Source organism: Methyloversatilis sp. MC4-4 (assembly GCF_049843555.1).
Classification (GTDB): Bacteria; Pseudomonadota; Gammaproteobacteria; order Burkholderiales; family Rhodocyclaceae; genus Methyloversatilis; species Methyloversatilis discipulorum_B.
Genome location: NZ_JBBHZK010000001.1, coordinates 848,307 through 864,677, shown reverse-complemented (window position 1 = coordinate 864,677; position 16,371 = coordinate 848,307). Strand labels below are relative to the sequence as shown.

12 protein-coding genes are annotated in these 16,371 nt (G+C 68.3%); 9 read left to right on the top strand and 3 right to left on the bottom strand.

Translation table 11 applies throughout. From position 1 onward, the window contains the following. The first annotated feature begins 92 nt into the window (after positions 1-92). The 3 genes from WDZ97_RS04005 to WDZ97_RS03995 all read left to right on the top strand — a co-directional run bounded on the left by WDZ97_RS04005 (position 93) and on the right by WDZ97_RS03995 (position 5,256). Entirely contained in the window at positions 93-1,799 is a 1,707-nt protein-coding gene (locus WDZ97_RS04005; protein ID WP_304003314.1) for a sensor histidine kinase, read from the top strand. 185 nt (positions 1,800-1,984) lie between these two features. Beyond that, positions 1,985-4,675, top strand: a complete 2,691-nt coding sequence (locus WDZ97_RS04000) for a bifunctional acetate--CoA ligase family protein/GNAT family N-acetyltransferase (RefSeq protein WP_304008691.1) — start codon at positions 1,985-1,987, stop codon at positions 4,673-4,675. Beyond that, complete coding sequence (locus tag WDZ97_RS03995) at positions 4,672-5,256, top strand: DNA-3-methyladenine glycosylase I (RefSeq protein WP_020164903.1); 585 nt, start codon at positions 4,672-4,674, stop codon at positions 5,254-5,256. The genes WDZ97_RS04000 and WDZ97_RS03995 overlap by 4 nt, the downstream gene beginning before the upstream one ends. A 14-nt stretch (positions 5,257-5,270) precedes the next feature. Here the strand turns inward: WDZ97_RS03995 and WDZ97_RS03990 are convergent, their stop codons facing one another. Then, on the bottom strand, positions 5,271-7,685 hold the full coding sequence (locus WDZ97_RS03990) for a putative bifunctional diguanylate cyclase/phosphodiesterase (protein WP_425761858.1): 2,415 nt from the start codon (positions 7,683-7,685) through the stop codon (positions 5,271-5,273). Between the two features lie 300 nt (positions 7,686-7,985). On the opposite strand from WDZ97_RS03990, the gene WDZ97_RS03985 reads away from it, so the two are divergent. Continuing rightward, a complete protein-coding gene (locus WDZ97_RS03985; RefSeq protein WP_425761857.1) occupies positions 7,986-9,527 on the top strand; it encodes an NAD(P)H-hydrate dehydratase in 1,542 nt (513 codons plus the stop codon). A gap of 22 nt (positions 9,528-9,549) precedes the next feature. Then, entirely contained in the window at positions 9,550-10,386 is an 837-nt protein-coding gene (locus tag WDZ97_RS03980) for a DMT family transporter (protein ID WP_425761856.1), read from the top strand. A gap of 3 nt (positions 10,387-10,389) precedes the next feature. Here the strand turns inward: WDZ97_RS03980 and WDZ97_RS03975 are convergent, their stop codons facing one another. After that, the gene (locus tag WDZ97_RS03975; RefSeq protein WP_425761855.1) at positions 10,390-12,543 is read right to left on the bottom strand and encodes a putative bifunctional diguanylate cyclase/phosphodiesterase; all 2,154 of its coding nucleotides are present in this window, start codon (positions 12,541-12,543) and stop codon (positions 10,390-10,392) included. Between the two features lie 302 nt (positions 12,544-12,845). On the opposite strand from WDZ97_RS03975, the gene nadC reads away from it, so the two are divergent. The 4 genes from nadC (at position 12,846) to WDZ97_RS03955 (ending at position 15,818) form a co-directional block, all read left to right on the top strand. Next, positions 12,846-13,694, top strand: a complete 849-nt coding sequence (gene nadC, locus WDZ97_RS03970) for a carboxylating nicotinate-nucleotide diphosphorylase (RefSeq protein ID WP_425761854.1) — start codon at positions 12,846-12,848, stop codon at positions 13,692-13,694. A gap of 39 nt (positions 13,695-13,733) precedes the next feature. Then, positions 13,734-13,871: a hypothetical protein gene (locus WDZ97_RS03965; RefSeq protein WP_008059032.1), complete on the top strand. Its 138-nt coding sequence runs from the start codon at positions 13,734-13,736 to the stop codon at positions 13,869-13,871. 220 nt (positions 13,872-14,091) lie between these two features. Then, the gene (locus WDZ97_RS03960) at positions 14,092-14,775 is read left to right on the top strand and encodes a Fe2+-dependent dioxygenase (protein ID WP_425761853.1); all 684 of its coding nucleotides are present in this window, start codon (positions 14,092-14,094) and stop codon (positions 14,773-14,775) included. 71 nt (positions 14,776-14,846) lie between these two features. Beyond that, entirely contained in the window at positions 14,847-15,818 is a 972-nt protein-coding gene (locus tag WDZ97_RS03955) for an alpha-hydroxy acid oxidase (RefSeq protein ID WP_425762248.1), read from the top strand. Here WDZ97_RS03955 and WDZ97_RS03950 read toward each other — a convergent pair. Then, entirely contained in the window at positions 15,796-16,338 is a 543-nt protein-coding gene (locus tag WDZ97_RS03950) for a hydrolase (RefSeq protein WP_304003297.1), read from the bottom strand. The two genes, WDZ97_RS03955 and WDZ97_RS03950, sit on opposite strands and share 23 nt — an antisense overlap. Positions 16,339-16,371 lie beyond the last annotated feature (33 nt).

Here is a 16,371-nt window from a genome sequence, read left to right as displayed (position 1 = left end):
GAAAAATGAGGATGAGATGCCATCTGCGGGCCCTTATTCGGGTTTTCGTGTCGAGGGGCCGCATTATCATCCCGGGCATACCAAGGACAATAATGTTCCGCTCTCCGGACCTCCCGCCGCCCACCCGTGGCGCACGGACATTCTTTCTGTGGCGCGCACTGCCGCTCGCCCTGCTCGCCGCCGCGCTCGCCGCCACCGAGTCGCTGCCGGTCGGGCTCGCGGTGCTGGCCGCCAGCCTCGGCATCGGCGTGCTCGCGCTGCGCGAACAGGACCGGCTGTCACGGGAGGTCGAGCAGCACCGGCTCGACGCCGCCCGCCTGCGCGACTACACCGACCTTGCCACCGACTGGCACTGGGAAACCGACGCCGCGCTGCGGCTGCAGTATTCGCGCGCCGAAGGCCACCTGGCCAGCGCACTCGACCAGCGCGCCGTGCGCAACCGTCGCCTGTGGGAGATCAACGCCCTGTCGCCGGTGCACGGCGACTGGGAGGAATGTCATCGCCAGTTCCAGAGCGGCAAATCGTTGCAGCTTCATCTGGTGCTGCACCGGCCGGACGGCGTGGTGCGCCACATCGAACTGCGCGGGCGCCCGATCACCGACGGCAGCGGCCAGCTGTGCGGCTATCGCGGCACCGGTCGCGACGAGACCGCCTTCGTGCAGTCGACCCGGGCACTGCGCGAGGTCGAGACGCGACATCGCGAAATGGTGAATCATCTGCGCGAAGTCATCTTCCGCATCGACGCACGCGGCCGCTTCACCTACCTGAACCGCGCCTGGGAAACCTTGACCGGCCAGCCGGTGAACCAGGCCATCGGCCAGCGCATCCTGCGCTGGCTCAGCAAGGACGAGGCACGCTATCTGCTGGCACGGCTCGAGCCCATGCTCGACGGCCGCCGCGATTCGATGCAGATCGAGGTGCGCACCGGCACCGGCAGCGCGTCGGCGCGCTGGCTGGAAATCGCCATCGGCGCCCGTTTCGACGGCCACGGGAAGCTCGAAAGCCTGTCCGGCAGCATCGAGGACATCACCCAGCGCAAACAGGCCGAAGCAACGCTGTACGACATGAATGCGGAGCTTGAGCGCCGCGTGAAGCGACGCACCGCCGAGCTGGAGGCGTCCAACCGCGAACTGGAGGCCTTCTCGTACTCGGTATCGCACGACCTGCGCAACCCGCTGCGCGCCATCGACGGCTTCTCGCAGATCATCCTGGAAGACTATGGCGACCAGCTGGACGCGCAGGCGCACAGCCACCTCGCGCGCATCCGCGCCGCCTCGCAGAAGCTGTCGACGCTTATCGACGACCTGCTCGAACTGGGCCGGCTCACGCGCACGCCGATCAGCCGCGCCGAGGTCGACCTGTCGGCGCTGGCACGCGCCATCATGCGCGACCTGAGGGCGGAATCGCCGGAACGCGAGGGCAAGCTGGCCATCGGCATGCATCTGATGGCGCGCGTCGACCCGATGCTGGCACGCGTGCTGCTGGAGCATCTGCTGCGCAACGCCTGGACCTTCACCGCCGGCCGCGAGACCGCGGAAATCGAGTTCGACGCCCGCCTGCGCAACCGGGAGGTGGTGTTCCACATCCGCGACAACGGTATCGGCTTCGACATGGCGCACGCGGCACAGCTGTTCAAGCCCTTCAACCGGCTGCACGACCAATCGGACCGCAGCGGCACCGGCATCGGTCTGGCCACCGTGCAACGCATCGTCAATCGCCACGGCGGCCGCATCTGGGCCGAAGGCGCACCGGACAAGGGCGCCTGCTTCTACTTCACACTGCCCGACCCGACTCACTGACGGCAGCCGGCGCAAGGATGTAGGCTGCGCACCACACTCGCCGCGAAGTGTGGATTTCCACAAGCGGTATTTATGTTGCAATGCAATATACTGGGGTCCAACGTGCACGGGCGCACTGCTCACGGAAGCGCACAAGGCGGACACCCCACACTGCCTGAAAGCCTTCCCAGACACGGGAGTTCATGATGCAGTACGAGCACTATCTCAAATCCATGTTCGAGCCGCAGTCGGTGGCCATCATCGGCGCCAGCGAGCGGCCGGACTCGATCGGCGCAGTCATCGTCCGCAACATGCTGGACGCGCAGTTCAGCGGCGAGTTGCACGCCATCAATCCGAAACACAAAGCGGTCTTCGGCGTGCCCTGCGTGGCGCGCATCGACGACCTGCGCAAGCGGCCCGACCTCGTCATCATCTGCACGCCGGCGCGCACGGTCCCCGGCCTGATCGACGAATGCGGTCGCGCCGGCATCAAGGCGGCCATCGTGATCAGCGCCGGTTTCGCCGAAACCGGTCCGGCCGGCGCCGAACTGGTGCGTCGCACCCGTTCCGCCGCCAAGCGCAACGGCGTGCGCATCATCGGCCCCAACTGCCTGGGCCTGATGCGCCCGTCGCTGGGTCTGAACGCAACTTTTGCGCGCTCGCCGGGCAAGGCGGGCAGCATCGGCCTCATTTCGCAGTCGGGTGCCGTGTGCACCGCACTGCTCGACTGGGCGCAGTCGAACGGCGTCGGCTTCTCGACCGTCGTGTCGCTGGGCGCCTCGATCGACCTCGATTTCGGTGAAATCCTCGACTACATGATTGCCGACCCGAAGACGGAAAGCATTTTCATGTACATCGAGGGCATACGCGACGCACGCCGCTTCATGAGCGCGGTGCGCGCGGCCGCCCGCGTCAAGCCGGTGCTGGCGATCAAGGTCGGCCGTCATCCGGCCGGCACCAAGGCGGTCGCTTCGCACACCGGCGCCATGGTGGGCGCCGACGACGTGTTCGACGCCGCGCTGCGCCGCGCCGGCGTCGTGCGGCTGTCGACGCTGGGCCAGATGTTTTCCGCCGCCAACGCGCTGTTCACCGGCTTCAAGCCGGCCGGCAAGCGGCTGGCCGTCGTTACCAACGGCGGTGGGCCGGGCGTGATGGCCGCCGACCGCGCAGCCGACCTCGGCATTCCGCTGGCGCAGCTGGCACCGGAAACGCTGGAAGCGCTCAACAGCGCGCTGCCGCCGACCTGGTCGCACGCCAACCCGATCGACCTGATCGGCGACGCCGACGATGCGCGCTACCGCGCCGCGCTGGAAGCGGTACTGGCCGACCCCGGTGTCGATGGCGTGCTCACGCTGCTGACGCCGCAGGCGATGACGCATCCGACCGCGGTGGCCGAGGCGGTGATCGATATCGCCAAGACCGCCAACAAGCCGCTGATGACCTGCTGGATGGGCTGCGATCAGGTGCGTGCCGCGCGCTCACTGTTCGAGGCCGCGCACATCCCGACCTTCCGCTCGCCCGAGCCGGCGGTCGAACTGTTCCACCACATCTCGTCCTACTACCGCAACCAGCAGCTGCTGCGCCACGCACCCGCCTCGCTGGCGCAGGATCTCGATCCGCCGTCGGTGGAATCGGCCCGGCTGGTGATCGAAACCGCGCTGTCCGAGCGGCGCACCGTGCTGACCGAGATGGAATCGAAGGCACTGCTGGCCGCCTTCCGGATACCGATCGCGCAGACCGTGGTCGCGCGCAGCGCTACCGAGGCCATGGTGTACGCCGAGGAGATGGGCCTGCCGGTGGCGATGAAGATCGATTCACCCGACATCACGCACAAGAGCGACGTCGGCGGCGTGCGGCTGCACGTCGACAACCTGCGTTCGGTACGCGACTGCTGGCAGGAACTGATGGCCGAAGTCGGCCGCCGCAAGCCGGACGCCCGCCTGCGCGGCGTGTCGATCGAGCCGATGGTGAACAAGCGCAATGCGCGCGAGCTGTTCGTCGGCGTGGTGCATGACGACGTGTTCGGGCCGGTCATCAGCTTCGGGCATGGCGGTACACGGGTCGAAGTGCTGCGCGACCGTGCGGTCACGCTGCCGCCGATCAACGTGGAACTGGCGCGCGACGCCATCCAGCGCACCCGCGTGTCGGCCATGCTGGGTGAGTTCCGCGGCATGCCCGCGATCGACATGGAAGCGCTGGAACGGGTGCTGATCCGCGTGTCGGAAATGGTGTGCGAGCTGCCGTGGATACGCGAGATGGACATCAATCCGCTGCTGGTCGACGAAAGCGGCTGCGTGGCGGTGGACGCCCGCATCATCCTCGCCGACGTGCAGCCGACGGCCACGCCCTACTCGCACATGGCCATCCACCCGTATCCGGCACGGCTGGAGCACGTGGTGAACCTGCCCAACGGCACGCGCGCCATCATCCGCCCAATCCGGCCGGAAGACGCTGATCGCGAAGCCAAGTTCGTGCGCGAGCTGTCGGCGGAAACGCGCTACCTGCGCTTCATGAGCACGATCAAGGAACTGCCGCCGCAATTGCTGGCGCGTCTCACGCAGATCGACTACGACCGCGAAATGGCGCTGGTCGCGGTCAGCGAGGGCGAAACCGAGGAACAGCTGGGGGTCTGTCGCTACGTGGTGAATCCCGACGGCGAAACCTGCGAATTCGCCATCGTGATCGCCGACGCATGGCAGCGTCAGGGCCTGGCCCGCATCATGATGAATCTGCTGATCGAAGCGGCGCGCGAGCGCGGCCTCAAGGTGATGGAAGGCGTCTTCCTCGCCAACAACGAACGCATGCTGCGGTTCGTGCAGAGCCTGGGCTTCCACATCAACCGCGATCCCGAGGACAGTTCGCTGGTGAATGGCGAACTGCTGCTGCGCCCGGCATGAGTGCGGCGCCCGCCCGGTGCACGTGGTGCGGGCAGGACCCGCTCTACGTCGAGTACCACGACAGCGAGTGGGGTGTGCCGGTGCGCGACGAACGCGAGCTGTTCGAGCGCCTGATACTGGAAGGTGCGCAGGCCGGGCTGGCCTGGATCACCATACTGCGCAAGCGCGACGGCTACCGCCGCGCCTTCGCCGGCTTCGACGCGCAGCGCATCGCCCGCTATGACGAAGACGACCGCGCGCGGCTGATGGCCGACGCCGGCATCGTTCGCAACCGGCTCAAGATCGACGCCACCATCGGCAATGCGCGCGCGCTGCTGGCGCTGCACGAGCGCGGCGGATCGCTGAGCGATCTGCTGTGGGACGCCGTGGGCGGGCAACCGATGGTGAATCACTGGCGGCGCCTCGGCGACTGCCCGTCGAGCACGCCGCTGTCCGACCAGCTGTCGAAGGAACTGGCACGGCTGGGCTTCCGCTTCGTCGGCAGCACCATCGTCTATGCCTGGATGCAATCGGTGGGCGTCGTGAATGACCACCTGGTCGACTGCTTCCGCCACCGCGAACTGATCCGTCCGCTGGACTGAACCGCCGGCGGTGTTCAGCCGACCGCGCGCAGCGGCCGACTTTCCTCCGCCTGGACGGCGTCCAGCCCGCGCCAGCCGTCGATGAAGGCCGCAATCTGCGGCTCCGGCAGCGGTCGCGACATCAGGTAGCCCTGCGCATAGGTGCACTCCTTGCCGGCCAGCGCCGCCCACTCGGCCGCCGTTTCGACCCCTTCGGCCGTCGTGTCCAGACGCAAGGCGTCGGCCAGATTGATGATGGCGCGCACGATGGCGCCGCCCCCCTCCTCCTCGTTCAGGCTGGTGACGAAGGAGCGGTCTATCTTCAGCTTGGTCATCGGGAAGCTGCGCAGATAGGCGAGCGACGAATAACCGGTGCCAAAATCGTCGAGCGCGATGCCGATGCCCAGCGCGCGCAGCGTGCTCAGCGTGTCGCGCGCCGCCGCACTGTCGTGGATCAGCAGCGACTCGGTCACCTCGATTTCCAGCCGGTCCGGCGCCAGGCCGCTGTGTGCCAGCGCGTCGCGCACCACATCGACCACCGCGCCGCGCGCGAACTGGACGGCGGACACATTGACCGCCACATGCATGTCGTCTGGCCAGCGTGCGGCGGCCAGGCAGGCCCGCTCCAGCGCCCAGCGGCCGATCGGCACGATGAGGCCGGTTTCCTCGGCCAGCGGGATGAACTCCCCCGGCGACACCATGCCGCGCTGCGGATGGCGCCAGCGGATCAGCGCCTCGAAACCGGCGACGCGGCCGCTGCGCATGTGGATCTGCGGCTGGTAGTGCAGTTCGAATTCATCGCGCTCCAGCGCGCCGAGCAGATCGCTGTGCATGCTCAGCCGACGGCGCGCACGCTCGTCCATGTCCTGCTCGAAGAAGCGCCACGTATTGCGTCCGGCGGCCTTGGCCGCGTACAGCGCCATGTCGGCATTCTTCAGCAACGCATCCGGGTCACTGCCGTGCTGCGGCGCCAGCGCGATGCCTATGCTGCTGCCGATCTGCACGCTGACGCCGTCGATCAGGACCGGCGACGCGAAGGTGTCGAGCAGGCGCTGGGCAAGTTCGGCTGCACCCTCCGGCGTGCGGCAGCCCCAGCAGATCAGAGCGAACTCGTCGCCGCCCAGCCGCGACAGCACGTCGCCAGCACGGATGCGCTCCTGCAGACGCTGCGACACGAGCTGCAGCACGCGATCGCCGGCCGCGTGACCGAGCGAATCGTTCACGTTCTTGAAATCGTCCAGATCGAAGAAGTACAGCGCGCACGGCCGCGCCTCCTCCGACCCGGCCGGACGGATGGCCGCCAGCTGATTGCGGAAGTGGTGCCGGTTGGCCAGCCCGGTCAGCGAATCGAAATTGGCCAGCGTCGACATTTCCAGTGCTGCGCGACGGCTGTCCGTGATGTCCGAGCACACGCCGCGCCAGCCGGCGTGGTGACCGCCCTCGTCGAACAGCGGCTTGGCGGTAAGCGCCCACCAGCGTCGTTCGCCCTCCACCACCAGCGCCACCTGCACGTCGCGGAAGGGCACTGGCTGCATCAGGTGCGCGGCCAGCGTACTCAACGCGTCGCGCTCGGCCTCGTTCATTTCGCGGCCGCCCTGGGCGAACAGCTCGATGAAGGGCTGCGCGCGCAGTTCGTCCAGCGAGCGGCCGAAGGTTTCCGCCAGCCGCGCCGACACGTGCTGCAGGAAGCCGTTGCGGTCGGTGTCCCATAACCAGTCGCTCGAATGCGCCTCGAAATCGTGCAGCAGCAGGCCGACCAGCTGCTTCTGCCGCTCCGCCTCGGCTTCGGCCAGCAGGCGGGCGCCGAAGGTACGCGCGCTGGCAATGGCGCAGGCAAGCGCCAGCGCGGCATAGAAGTTCATCAGCACCACGAGATCGAGGTTGCGGACCGGGTGGTCGATGACGAAGGCGAGCGAACTGGAGGCACACAACAGCAGTACATAGAGCACGGCTGCGCGGGGAATATTGGCCAGTACGAAGCTGCCGGCGCACATCATGCCGCCCGAAATCAGCGTGACCAGCAGCGCGCTGTCGGCCTCGGCACGCGTGAAGAACAGCAGCGACGGCACCGACCACAGCAGGGCCAGCACGCCAGCGTGCAGCGCGGCGCGGCGTATGGCGCGCTCGGATGCCCGCACGGGCGGTGAAGCCTGGTCGCGGCGCCAGGCGCGCAGCGTCGAGCGCATCGCGACGGTCAGTGCGGCCAGCCACAGCAGCAGCACCCACGGCGGCTCGCTGTCCCAGAACACGACCACGATGAGCAGCGCATTGAACAGATTGGCGGTCAGCGTGAGCGGTGCAAACCGGAGCACCGAGCGCAGTTGCTGCGCACGGATGCGGGCGGCCAGATGCGCATCGGCATTGCGTGTGCCGATGACGTCATCCAGCCAGCAATTCAGCCGCGCGGCGAAGCCCGCGGTGCTCGACGAGGCGGTTCCGGTTGTGCGCATGATCTGCAGACTCTTCTTTCCGGGACATGGCCGGCTGCGGCCCATCCCTGCTTGAACATCGATCCGACGCGTTGCTTCGCTCATATCGGCGCGGCGTCGCGCGGACTTGAACGCGCGGCGGCACGAATCGCTGCCGCAGCGCAGCAGATCGACGGTCACTGCGACCGCGTCAGGCCGGGCCCAGCGCACGCCATGCCTGTGCTTGAAGTGCCGCATTCCTCGGCACGATGGCGCCGCCGGGCATAGAATGCGCGCCTGTGCTCGCCGGACCCGTCGGTCCGGCGACAGTCCGGTCCGAGCATGCCCACCCCGCGAACCCTCAACACCTCATCGCTGACGGCGCTGTACGACGCCGGGGCGCTGCGACGCATCGAGCGCCATTACGCGCCCGCCAGTTCGCCGCGCCTGATGGAGCGCGCCGGTGCCACCGGTGCGGCCAAGGTGATGCAGATTCTCGGCGGGCGCCACGGTCGCGTGCTGGTCATGTGCGGCCCCGGCAACAACGGCGGCGACGGCTTCGTGCTGGCGCGCCAGCTGCGACAAACCGGTTTCGACGTCGTCGTCGCCTATCAGGGCGACGAGCACCCGCAGGCTAGCGACGCGGTGTCGGCCTGGGCGTCGTGGCGCGCCACCGGCGGCGTCACCGTGCCGCGTCTGCCACGCGGCGACTTTTCCATCGTCGTCGATGCGCTGTACGGCATCGGCCTGACGCGCCCGATCGAGGGCGAACACGCGGCCTGGATAGACGCGGTCAACGACATGGACTGCCCGGTACTCGCCATCGACGTACCCAGCGGCCTCAATGCCGACACCGGCGCCGTGCTCGGCCGCGCGATCCGCGCCTCGCACACCGCCACGATGATTGCGCTCAAGCCCGGACTGCTGACGCTGGACGGCCCCGACCACTGCGGCGAGCTGTCGGTGCACGACCTCGGGCTCGACTGCGCCGCCGTCGTACAGCCCTCCGGCTGGCAGGTCGGCCGCGGCCTGTTCGACCACCTGCTGCGGCCACGTGCGCGCAACAGCCACAAGGGCACGCACGGCAATGCGGTACTGGTCGGCGGCGCACGCGGCATGGCCGGCGCCGCGCTGCTGGCCGGTCGCGCCGCACTGAAGGTGGGCGCCGGACGCGTCTATGTCGGCATGCTCGACCACGCCGCACTGCCGCTCGACCCGGAACAGCCGGAACTGATGATCCGCACGCCGGCCGAGGTGCTGGCGGGCGATCTGGCCACCTGCGTGGCGATCGGCCCCGGCCTCGGCCAGAGCCCGGCCGCGCTCGACCTGATGCGCGAGGCGGTGCTGTCGCCGGCCACGCTGGTGCTCGACGCCGACGCGCTGAACCTGCTGTCGCAGCACGCCGACCTGGAGAAGGCGCTGGTCGACCGCGGCGCCGCCACGCTGCTGACGCCGCACCCGATGGAAGCCGCCCGCCTGCTCGGCAGCACGACGGCCAAGGTGCAGCACGACCGCATCGCCGCGGCACGCGAGATGGCACGCCGCTTCCACGCCTCGGTCGTGCTGAAGGGCTGCGGCAGCGTGCTCGCGCTGCCGGACGGACGCTGGTTCATCAACACGACGGGCAATCCGGGCATGGCGTCGGCCGGCATGGGCGACGTGCTGACCGGCCTCATCGCCGGCCTGCTGGCCCAGGGCTGGCCGGCCGACCTCGCACTGATCGGCGGCGTGCACCTGCACGGGCTGGCCGGCGACCGTCTGGTCGCACTGGGCAAGGGACCGAACGGCCTGACCGCCGGCGAGGTGATCGAGTCGGCCCGCGCCGCCTTCAACGCACTGATCGCCGGTGCCGATCTGCAGGAAGTCGGCCATATCCACCTCTGAACGCAGGCATCCGCTGATCGGCGTGGCCTTCATGCTGGCCGCGCTGTTCTGTTTCGCCGTGCTGGACACCACCGGCAAGTACCTGTCGCAGCGCTACCCGGTCGGCGTGCTGGTGTGGGCGCGCTATCTGGTGCCCGCCATCGTGCTCGGCGCGGTGCTGTGGCCGCGCATGCGCCGCAACCTGCTGGTGACGCCGCGCTGGCGGCTGCAGATACTGCGGGCCGCACTGCTGGCCGGCGTGTCCTTCCTGATCATGGGCGGGCTGAAGACGATACCGATGGCCGAGGGCACCTCGCTGTTCTTCGTTACGCCGCTGATCGTGACGCTGCTCGCCGGGCCGGTGCTGGGCGAACGGGTGACGGCCGCCAACTGGCTGCTGGCGCTGTTCGGCTTCTCCGGCGTGCTGCTGATCGCGCGTCCGGACGGTCATCTGCCGCTGCTGCCGGTACTGATGCTGCTCGGCGGCTCGCTGCTGTATGCCTTGTACCAGCTGGCCACACGCAAGCTGGCGCCGACCGAGCGGCCGCTGACCACGCTCTACTACACCGCGCTGGTCGGTGCGACGCTGTCCACGCTGGCGCTGCCGGCGGCCGCGCACAGCGAACTGCCCGGGCCGGTCGACGCGCTGCTGGTGGTGTCGCTGGGCGTGTCCGGCATGGCCGGCCACTTCCTGCTGATACGCGCGATGGCCTTCGCGCCGGCCTCGGTGCTGAGCCCGCTCATTTACGTACAACTGGTGTGGGCGACGCTGATGGGCTGGCTGGTTTTCGGCGACCTGCCGGGCGCCAGCGCCGTCGGCGGCGCCGGCCTCATCGTCGTCTGCGGACTGGCCAGCGCCTGGCTGGCCCACCGGCGCTGACGCTCAACCGGCGGCCAGTTCGAGCGGCTGCGGCGTGTTGGCCGCGTCGGCCTGCAAGCCCTCGCCGAGGCTGCGTGCCCGGTTCGACAGCTCGCCCAGCTGCCGGCTCTGCAGCAGCGCCTCGATCTCGCCCGCCGGCACCGGCCGCGAGAAGTAATAGCCCTGTATCAGGTCGCAGCCGAGCGCTCGCAGCGCGATCACCTGCTCCGAGCGCTCGACGCCCTCGGCCACCACCTCCATGCGCAGCGAATGGGCCAGGCGGATGACGGCCTCGACCACATGGCGCGCCTCGGTGACGTGGTCCATGTCGATGACGAAGGTGCGGTCGATCTTGAGCTGACGCGCCGGCAGCCGGCACAGATAGGCGAGGCAGGAATAGCCGGTGCCGAAGTCGTCGATCGACAGCGTGACGCCCATCGCCTTCAGTTCTTCCAGCACACGACGTACGCTGGTCGAACTTTCCATCACCACCGACTCGGTAATCTCCAGCGCGAGCAGGCCGGGATCGATGTCGAACTCGTCGATGCAGGCGCGCACGCGCTCGACCAGATCGGGCTGCCTGAACTGCTGCGGCGACAGGTTCACCGCCACCGGTATGCGCCGACCGGCGTGCATCCAGCTGCGTATCTGGCCGCAGGCCTCACGCAGCGTCCAGAAGCCGATCGCGTTGATCAGCCCGAAGCGCTCGGCCACCGGGATGAACTCGACCGGCGGCACCATGCCGCGCTCCGGGTCCTGCCAGCGGATCAGCGCCTCGACGCCCCGCAGCTCGCCATCGACCGCACTCACCTTGGGCTGGTAGTGCAGCACGAACTCGTCATTGTCGAGCGCACGGCGGATCGCACGCTGCATGCCGAGGATGTCGGCACCGCCGCCGTCCATGTCCTCGCAGTACAGACGCCATGTGTTGCGGCCGGCGTGCTTGGCGGCGTACATCGCAGTGTCGGCGCAGACCAGCACGCGATTCTCGTCGCCGTCGTCGGGAAACAGCGCGACACCGACCGACGCCGACACCTGTATCTCATGGGTGCCGATCAGCATCGGCTGGCTGGCGGCATCGACCAGGCGCTGCGCCAGCCGGCCGGCACCTTCGGCATCGATCGCGCCTTCGGACAGCATGACGAACTCGTCACCGCCGATGCGGGCCACCAGGTCGCCCTCGCGCAGACCGTTGCGCAGCCGGCGCGCAACGCACTTGAGTACCTCGTCACCGACGTGGTGACCGAGCACGTCGTTGACCGGCTTGAAGCCATCGAGATCGACGAACAGCACCGCCAGTCGCGCCCCTCGCCCCCGCACACGCTCGGCCGCCTCGGCCAGCGCAGCATCGAAATTGACGCGGTTCGGCAGATCGGTCAGCGGGTCGTGCAGCGCCGCGTGCATCAGTTCGCTGTTGGCCGCCTTCAGACGCATCGCCAGCTGCCGCGTGCGATGTTCCATGCGGGCATCGAACAGCGCGGCGACGCTGCCTATCCAGGTGAAGCCGATGGCCGCGACGGCGATGGTCAGCCCCAGCCAGGTCGGATCGATCTCGTGCTTGGCCAGGCTGACTGCATTCGCGTCGAAGCGGACGGCCGCCATGCAAATGTAGTGCACTGCGCACAGCACGAGCCCGATCGCCATCGACGCCAGCACCTTGAACAGATAGAGCGCGCGACCATCGAGCGCACGCATCCTGAGCAGCACGCGGGCGGTCGCCGCTGCCAGCGCCCAGGCGAGCAGCACGGCCAGCGCCAGCAGACCCGGGCGGTATCCGACCGCCGGTTCGATGCGCATCGCCAACAACGCAAGGTGGAACACCATCACGACACCGGCGCCGAAGACCAGGGCCAGCGGAGCGCGCAGTCGCTGCGCCGGTGCCAGCCGACTGGCGCAGAGCAGCGCGAACAGCGATACGCCGACCGATGTCAGCCAGGACTGCACGGTGATGATCAGGTCAAAGCCGGTCTGCATCGGCAGCGCATAGGCGAGCATGCCGACGAAGTTCACCGACCAGATGCCGGTTCCGAGCACCAACGCACCGGAAAAGAGCCAGATGCGCGCGGCGCGCCGGTCGGTGCTGTGGATGCGTTGCGACAGATCGAGTGCGGACCAGGCGGCCATCACCGCCACCAGCAGTGACAGCGCGACCAGAAGCGGGTGGTAGTGCCCCGTCATGGCAGCAGCGCCCCGCATCGACAGGGCGATGCCGGGCCGCGCGCCAGCGGCGCGTCCACATGGATGAACATTTCCTTCTCCCCAAAAGGACGATGCGAGCGGAGCCTGTTCGAATCGGCTCTCGTATTGATCCCCCTGCTACGGCAGCGAGCAGCGCAACTTTAAGCATGGCGGCGCACACGTGAAGCCGATTCGTGACGAACTTGGGAGGAGGGCCGGATTGCCTGTGCCAGCCTTGCGGATCGCATGGGCCGGGGCAGGCCGATGCTAGAATGCGCCGCGACAAATACAGAAGACGAGCCATGCGGGAAAACGATCAGCTGTCCATCGAAATACAACGCAACGTGTCGCAGGCGCTGGCCGAGGATGTCGGCACCGGCGACCTGACCGCACGGCTGATCCCGGCCGGACGTGCTGCCACCGGCATGGTGACAGCGCGCGAGGAAGCGGTGCTGTGCGGCCGCGACTGGTTCGAAGCCTGCCTGCGTGCGCTCGACCCGAAAGCGACCGTCGCCTGGCACGTCGCCGAAGGCGAATGGGTGGAGCCAGAGCAGAAGCTGTGTGAAATCCTGTCGGAAACCCGTGCGCTGCTGACCGCCGAACGTGCCGCGCTGAACTTCGTCCAGCTGCTGTCGGCCACCGCCACCATCACGCGTCGCTTCGTCGACGCCATCGCCGGCACCTCGGCACGCATCGTCGACACCCGCAAGACCCTGCCCGGCCTGCGGCTGGCGCAGAAGTACGCGGTCACCGTCGGCGGCGGTCTGAATCACCGCATGGGCCTGTACGACGGCATCCTGATCAAGGAAAACCACATCATGGCCGCCGGCGGCATCCGTCCGGTACTGGCGCGTGCGCGCGGCATCGCACCGTCGAATGCCTTCATCCAGATCGAGGTCGAGACGCTGGCCCAGCTGGGCGAGGCGCTCGACGCCGGCGCCACCATGGTGCTGCTCGACAACATGTCCATCGAACAGATGCGCGAAGCGGTCGCCATCAACGCCGGCCGCGCCGAACTCGAAGCGTCCGGCGGCGTAAACCTGGACCGCGTGCGGGCGATCGCCGAAACCGGCGTGGACCGCATCTCCATCGGCGTTCTGACCAAGAACGTCCGCGCCATCGACCTTTCACTTCGCCACGTCGAACGCTGAGCGTCCGACGCCAGCCCCTACTCGCGGAGATTCCGTCTGATGTGGTTCATCCTGTACTACGTTGTGGCGATCACGGTGCTCATCCTGCACTTCACCGGCTTCCTCGCCCGCAACAACCTCGAATGGCTGGTGTTCGTGCTGGCCGTCACCGTCTTCCCGGCGGTGCTCTATCTCTGAGCACGACACGTCCCGTCGAGCACACCCCACGCCATTGCCTCGACGGCGGTCGCATCCCGGTATGCGCGCCGCTTGCGCTGCGTCAAATCAGCCAGGGTCTCAAGCTGCGCCTGAACGTGTATAAGCTGCGGAACGAGAAGTACTTGTTCGAACTTGCCGGCGGCCCGCGCCGTCCGGGTGACGGCCGCGCGGCCCTGCTGTCCGCTATGAATTCGCTCCGATGCTGCTGACGATAGATGACCTGCTGTCCGGCGACGAAGTCGCCGCCCTCCGCGATCTGCTCGATCGTTCCGAGTGGGCCAGTGGCGCCCTCACCGCCGGATCGCAGGCGACGGTCGTGAAGAACAACCAGCAGGTGCCGGAAAGCGCCCCGACGCTGCCCGAGCTGCGCCGGCGCGTGCTGGCGGCGCTGAACCGCGAACCGCTGTTCTTCAGCGCCGCACTGCCGGCGAAGATACTGCCGCCCTTCTTCAACCGCTATGCCGGCGGCAGCAACCGCTACGGACAGCACATCGACAACGCGATGCGCGCGATGCCGGACGGCAGCGGCTATGTGCGCGCCGACCTGTCGGCCACCCTCTTCCTCGCCGATCCGGATGAGTACGACGGCGGCGAACTGGTGATCGACGACACCTTCGGTCGGCACAGCGTCAAGCTGCCGGCCGGCAGCCTGGTGCTCTACCCGTCGTCGTCGGTGCACGAGGTGACGCCGGTGACGCGCGGCGCCCGCATCGCCTGCTTCATGTTCATCCAGAGCATGGTGCGCGACGCCGAGCAGCGCCGTCTGCTGTTCGACCTCGACATGGAACTGCTGACGCTGCGCCAGCAGCTGGGCGAAACGCCGTCCATGGTCAAGCTCACCGGCATCTATCACAACCTGCTGCGCCGCTGGGGTTCGGCCTGAACGCGCCGCTGAACCTGCCGCAGTCGATCGCAGCCTACCGCGAACGGGCGCGCGAACTGCTGCATCCGGACATCTGGCACTACCTCGACGGCGGCCGCGACACCGTATGCGGTCGCGCCAACCGTGAGGCGCTCGACACCATGCCGCTGCGACCGCGACCGCTGACCGACGTGCGCGGCGGCCATACGCGGATCGAACTGTTCGGCGAAACGTTAGGCCACCCGCTGCTGCTGGCGCCGATCGCCTACCAGCGCCTGCAGCATCCGGACGGCGAATGCGCCAGCGCGATGGCGGCCGCGGCGCAGGACGGGCAGATGGTCGTCAGCACGCTGGCCAGCCAGCCGCTTGAACAGATCGCCCGTGCGGCCGAGAAACCGCTGTGGTTCCAGCTCTACTGGCAGGGCGACCGCGAGCGCACGGCACGCCTGCTCGATCGCGCGCTCGCCGCCGGCTATCGCTGCGTGGTGTTCACCGTCGATGCGCCGATCAAGCTGGCGGCCTCGCCGTTGCCGGCCGACGTGCGCGCGGTGAATATCGACGCTCCGGCCGGCCGCCAACTGCAGCCCGGGCAGAGCGAAGTATTCGACGGCTGGATGGGCGACGCGCCCGGCTGGGACGACCTCGCCTGGCTGCGCGCGCGCACGCCGGTGCCGCTGCTGATCAAGGGGGTGCTGCACGCGGCGGACGCCGCGCGCGCCGTCAATCTGGGTTGCGACGGGGTCGTCGTATCGAACCACGGCGGGCGTGTACTGGACTGCGCGCCACCGGCCCTGTCCTGCCTGACGGCGGTGATCACTGTGGTGGGCAACGACGTGCCGGTCCTGTTCGACAGCGGCATCGACAGCGGCAGCGACGCGCTGCGCGCGCTGACGCTGGGCGCCCGCGCGGTGCTGGTCGGACGCCCCTATCTGTGGGGTCTGGCCGCTGGCGGCGCGCTCGGTGTCGCGCACGTGGTCCGGCTGCTGCGCGACGAACTGGAAATGAGCATGGCGCTGTGCGGCTGCGCCACGCTGGCCGACATCAGCGCAGATAGGTGCGGCTGATCTCGCGGAATTCCTCGGAACCCGCCGCGCCCAGCCATTCGAAGGCGACCATTTCACGCGACACGATGACCACGCCGTGCTGGCGCAGACGCTCCAGCGCGAGGCCGCGGTTGGACGGGTCGCGCGAGGCGACGCAGTCAGCGACGACGAACACCTGGCGGCCGCTGGACTGAAGATCCATCGAGGTCTGCAGCACGCAGATGTGCGACTCGATGCCGCACACGATGACCTGCGGCCGCGCCTCGTCCAGCAGGGGCTTCAGGCAGCCGTCGGAAACGCATGAAAAATGCATCTTGGGCACGATGGATTCCGCCGGGATCAGGTCGCGCAGGGTCTGCACCGTCGGCCCGAGGCCCTTCGGATACTGCTCGCTGACCAGTACCGGCACCGACAACCGCTGCGCGATCTTTACCATCCACACGACGTTGTCGAGCAGGCGGTCAGCGTCGTCCATCGCCGGCAGCAGGCGCTCCTGCATGTCGATCAGCAGCAGCGAGGAACGTTGGCGGTCAATCAGCATTTGATGCACTCCATCGGCAAGGCAGCGGCGCAG

Excerpts from the sequence above, each read along its gene's own strand:
- WDZ97_RS04005 (WP_304003314.1), top strand. The coding sequence starts at position 93 with ATGTTCCGCTCTCCGGACCTCCCGCCGCCCACCCGTGGCGCACGGACA.
- WDZ97_RS04000 (WP_304008691.1), top strand. The coding sequence starts at position 1,985 with ATGCAGTACGAGCACTATCTCAAATCCATGTTCGAGCCGCAGTCGGTG.
- WDZ97_RS03995 (WP_020164903.1), top strand. The coding sequence starts at position 4,672 with ATGAGTGCGGCGCCCGCCCGGTGCACGTGGTGCGGGCAGGACCCGCTC.
- WDZ97_RS03990 (WP_425761858.1), bottom strand. The coding sequence starts at position 7,685 with ATGCGCACAACCGGAACCGCCTCGTCGAGCACCGCGGGCTTCGCCGCG.
- WDZ97_RS03985 (WP_425761857.1), top strand. The coding sequence starts at position 7,986 with ATGCCCACCCCGCGAACCCTCAACACCTCATCGCTGACGGCGCTGTAC.
- WDZ97_RS03975 (WP_425761855.1), bottom strand. The coding sequence starts at position 12,543 with ATGACGGGGCACTACCACCCGCTTCTGGTCGCGCTGTCACTGCTGGTG.
- nadC (WP_425761854.1), top strand. The coding sequence starts at position 12,846 with ATGCGGGAAAACGATCAGCTGTCCATCGAAATACAACGCAACGTGTCG.
- WDZ97_RS03965 (WP_008059032.1), top strand. The coding sequence starts at position 13,734 with ATGTGGTTCATCCTGTACTACGTTGTGGCGATCACGGTGCTCATCCTG.
- WDZ97_RS03960 (WP_425761853.1), top strand. The coding sequence starts at position 14,092 with ATGCTGCTGACGATAGATGACCTGCTGTCCGGCGACGAAGTCGCCGCC.
- WDZ97_RS03950 (WP_304003297.1), bottom strand. The coding sequence starts at position 16,338 with ATGCTGATTGACCGCCAACGTTCCTCGCTGCTGCTGATCGACATGCAG.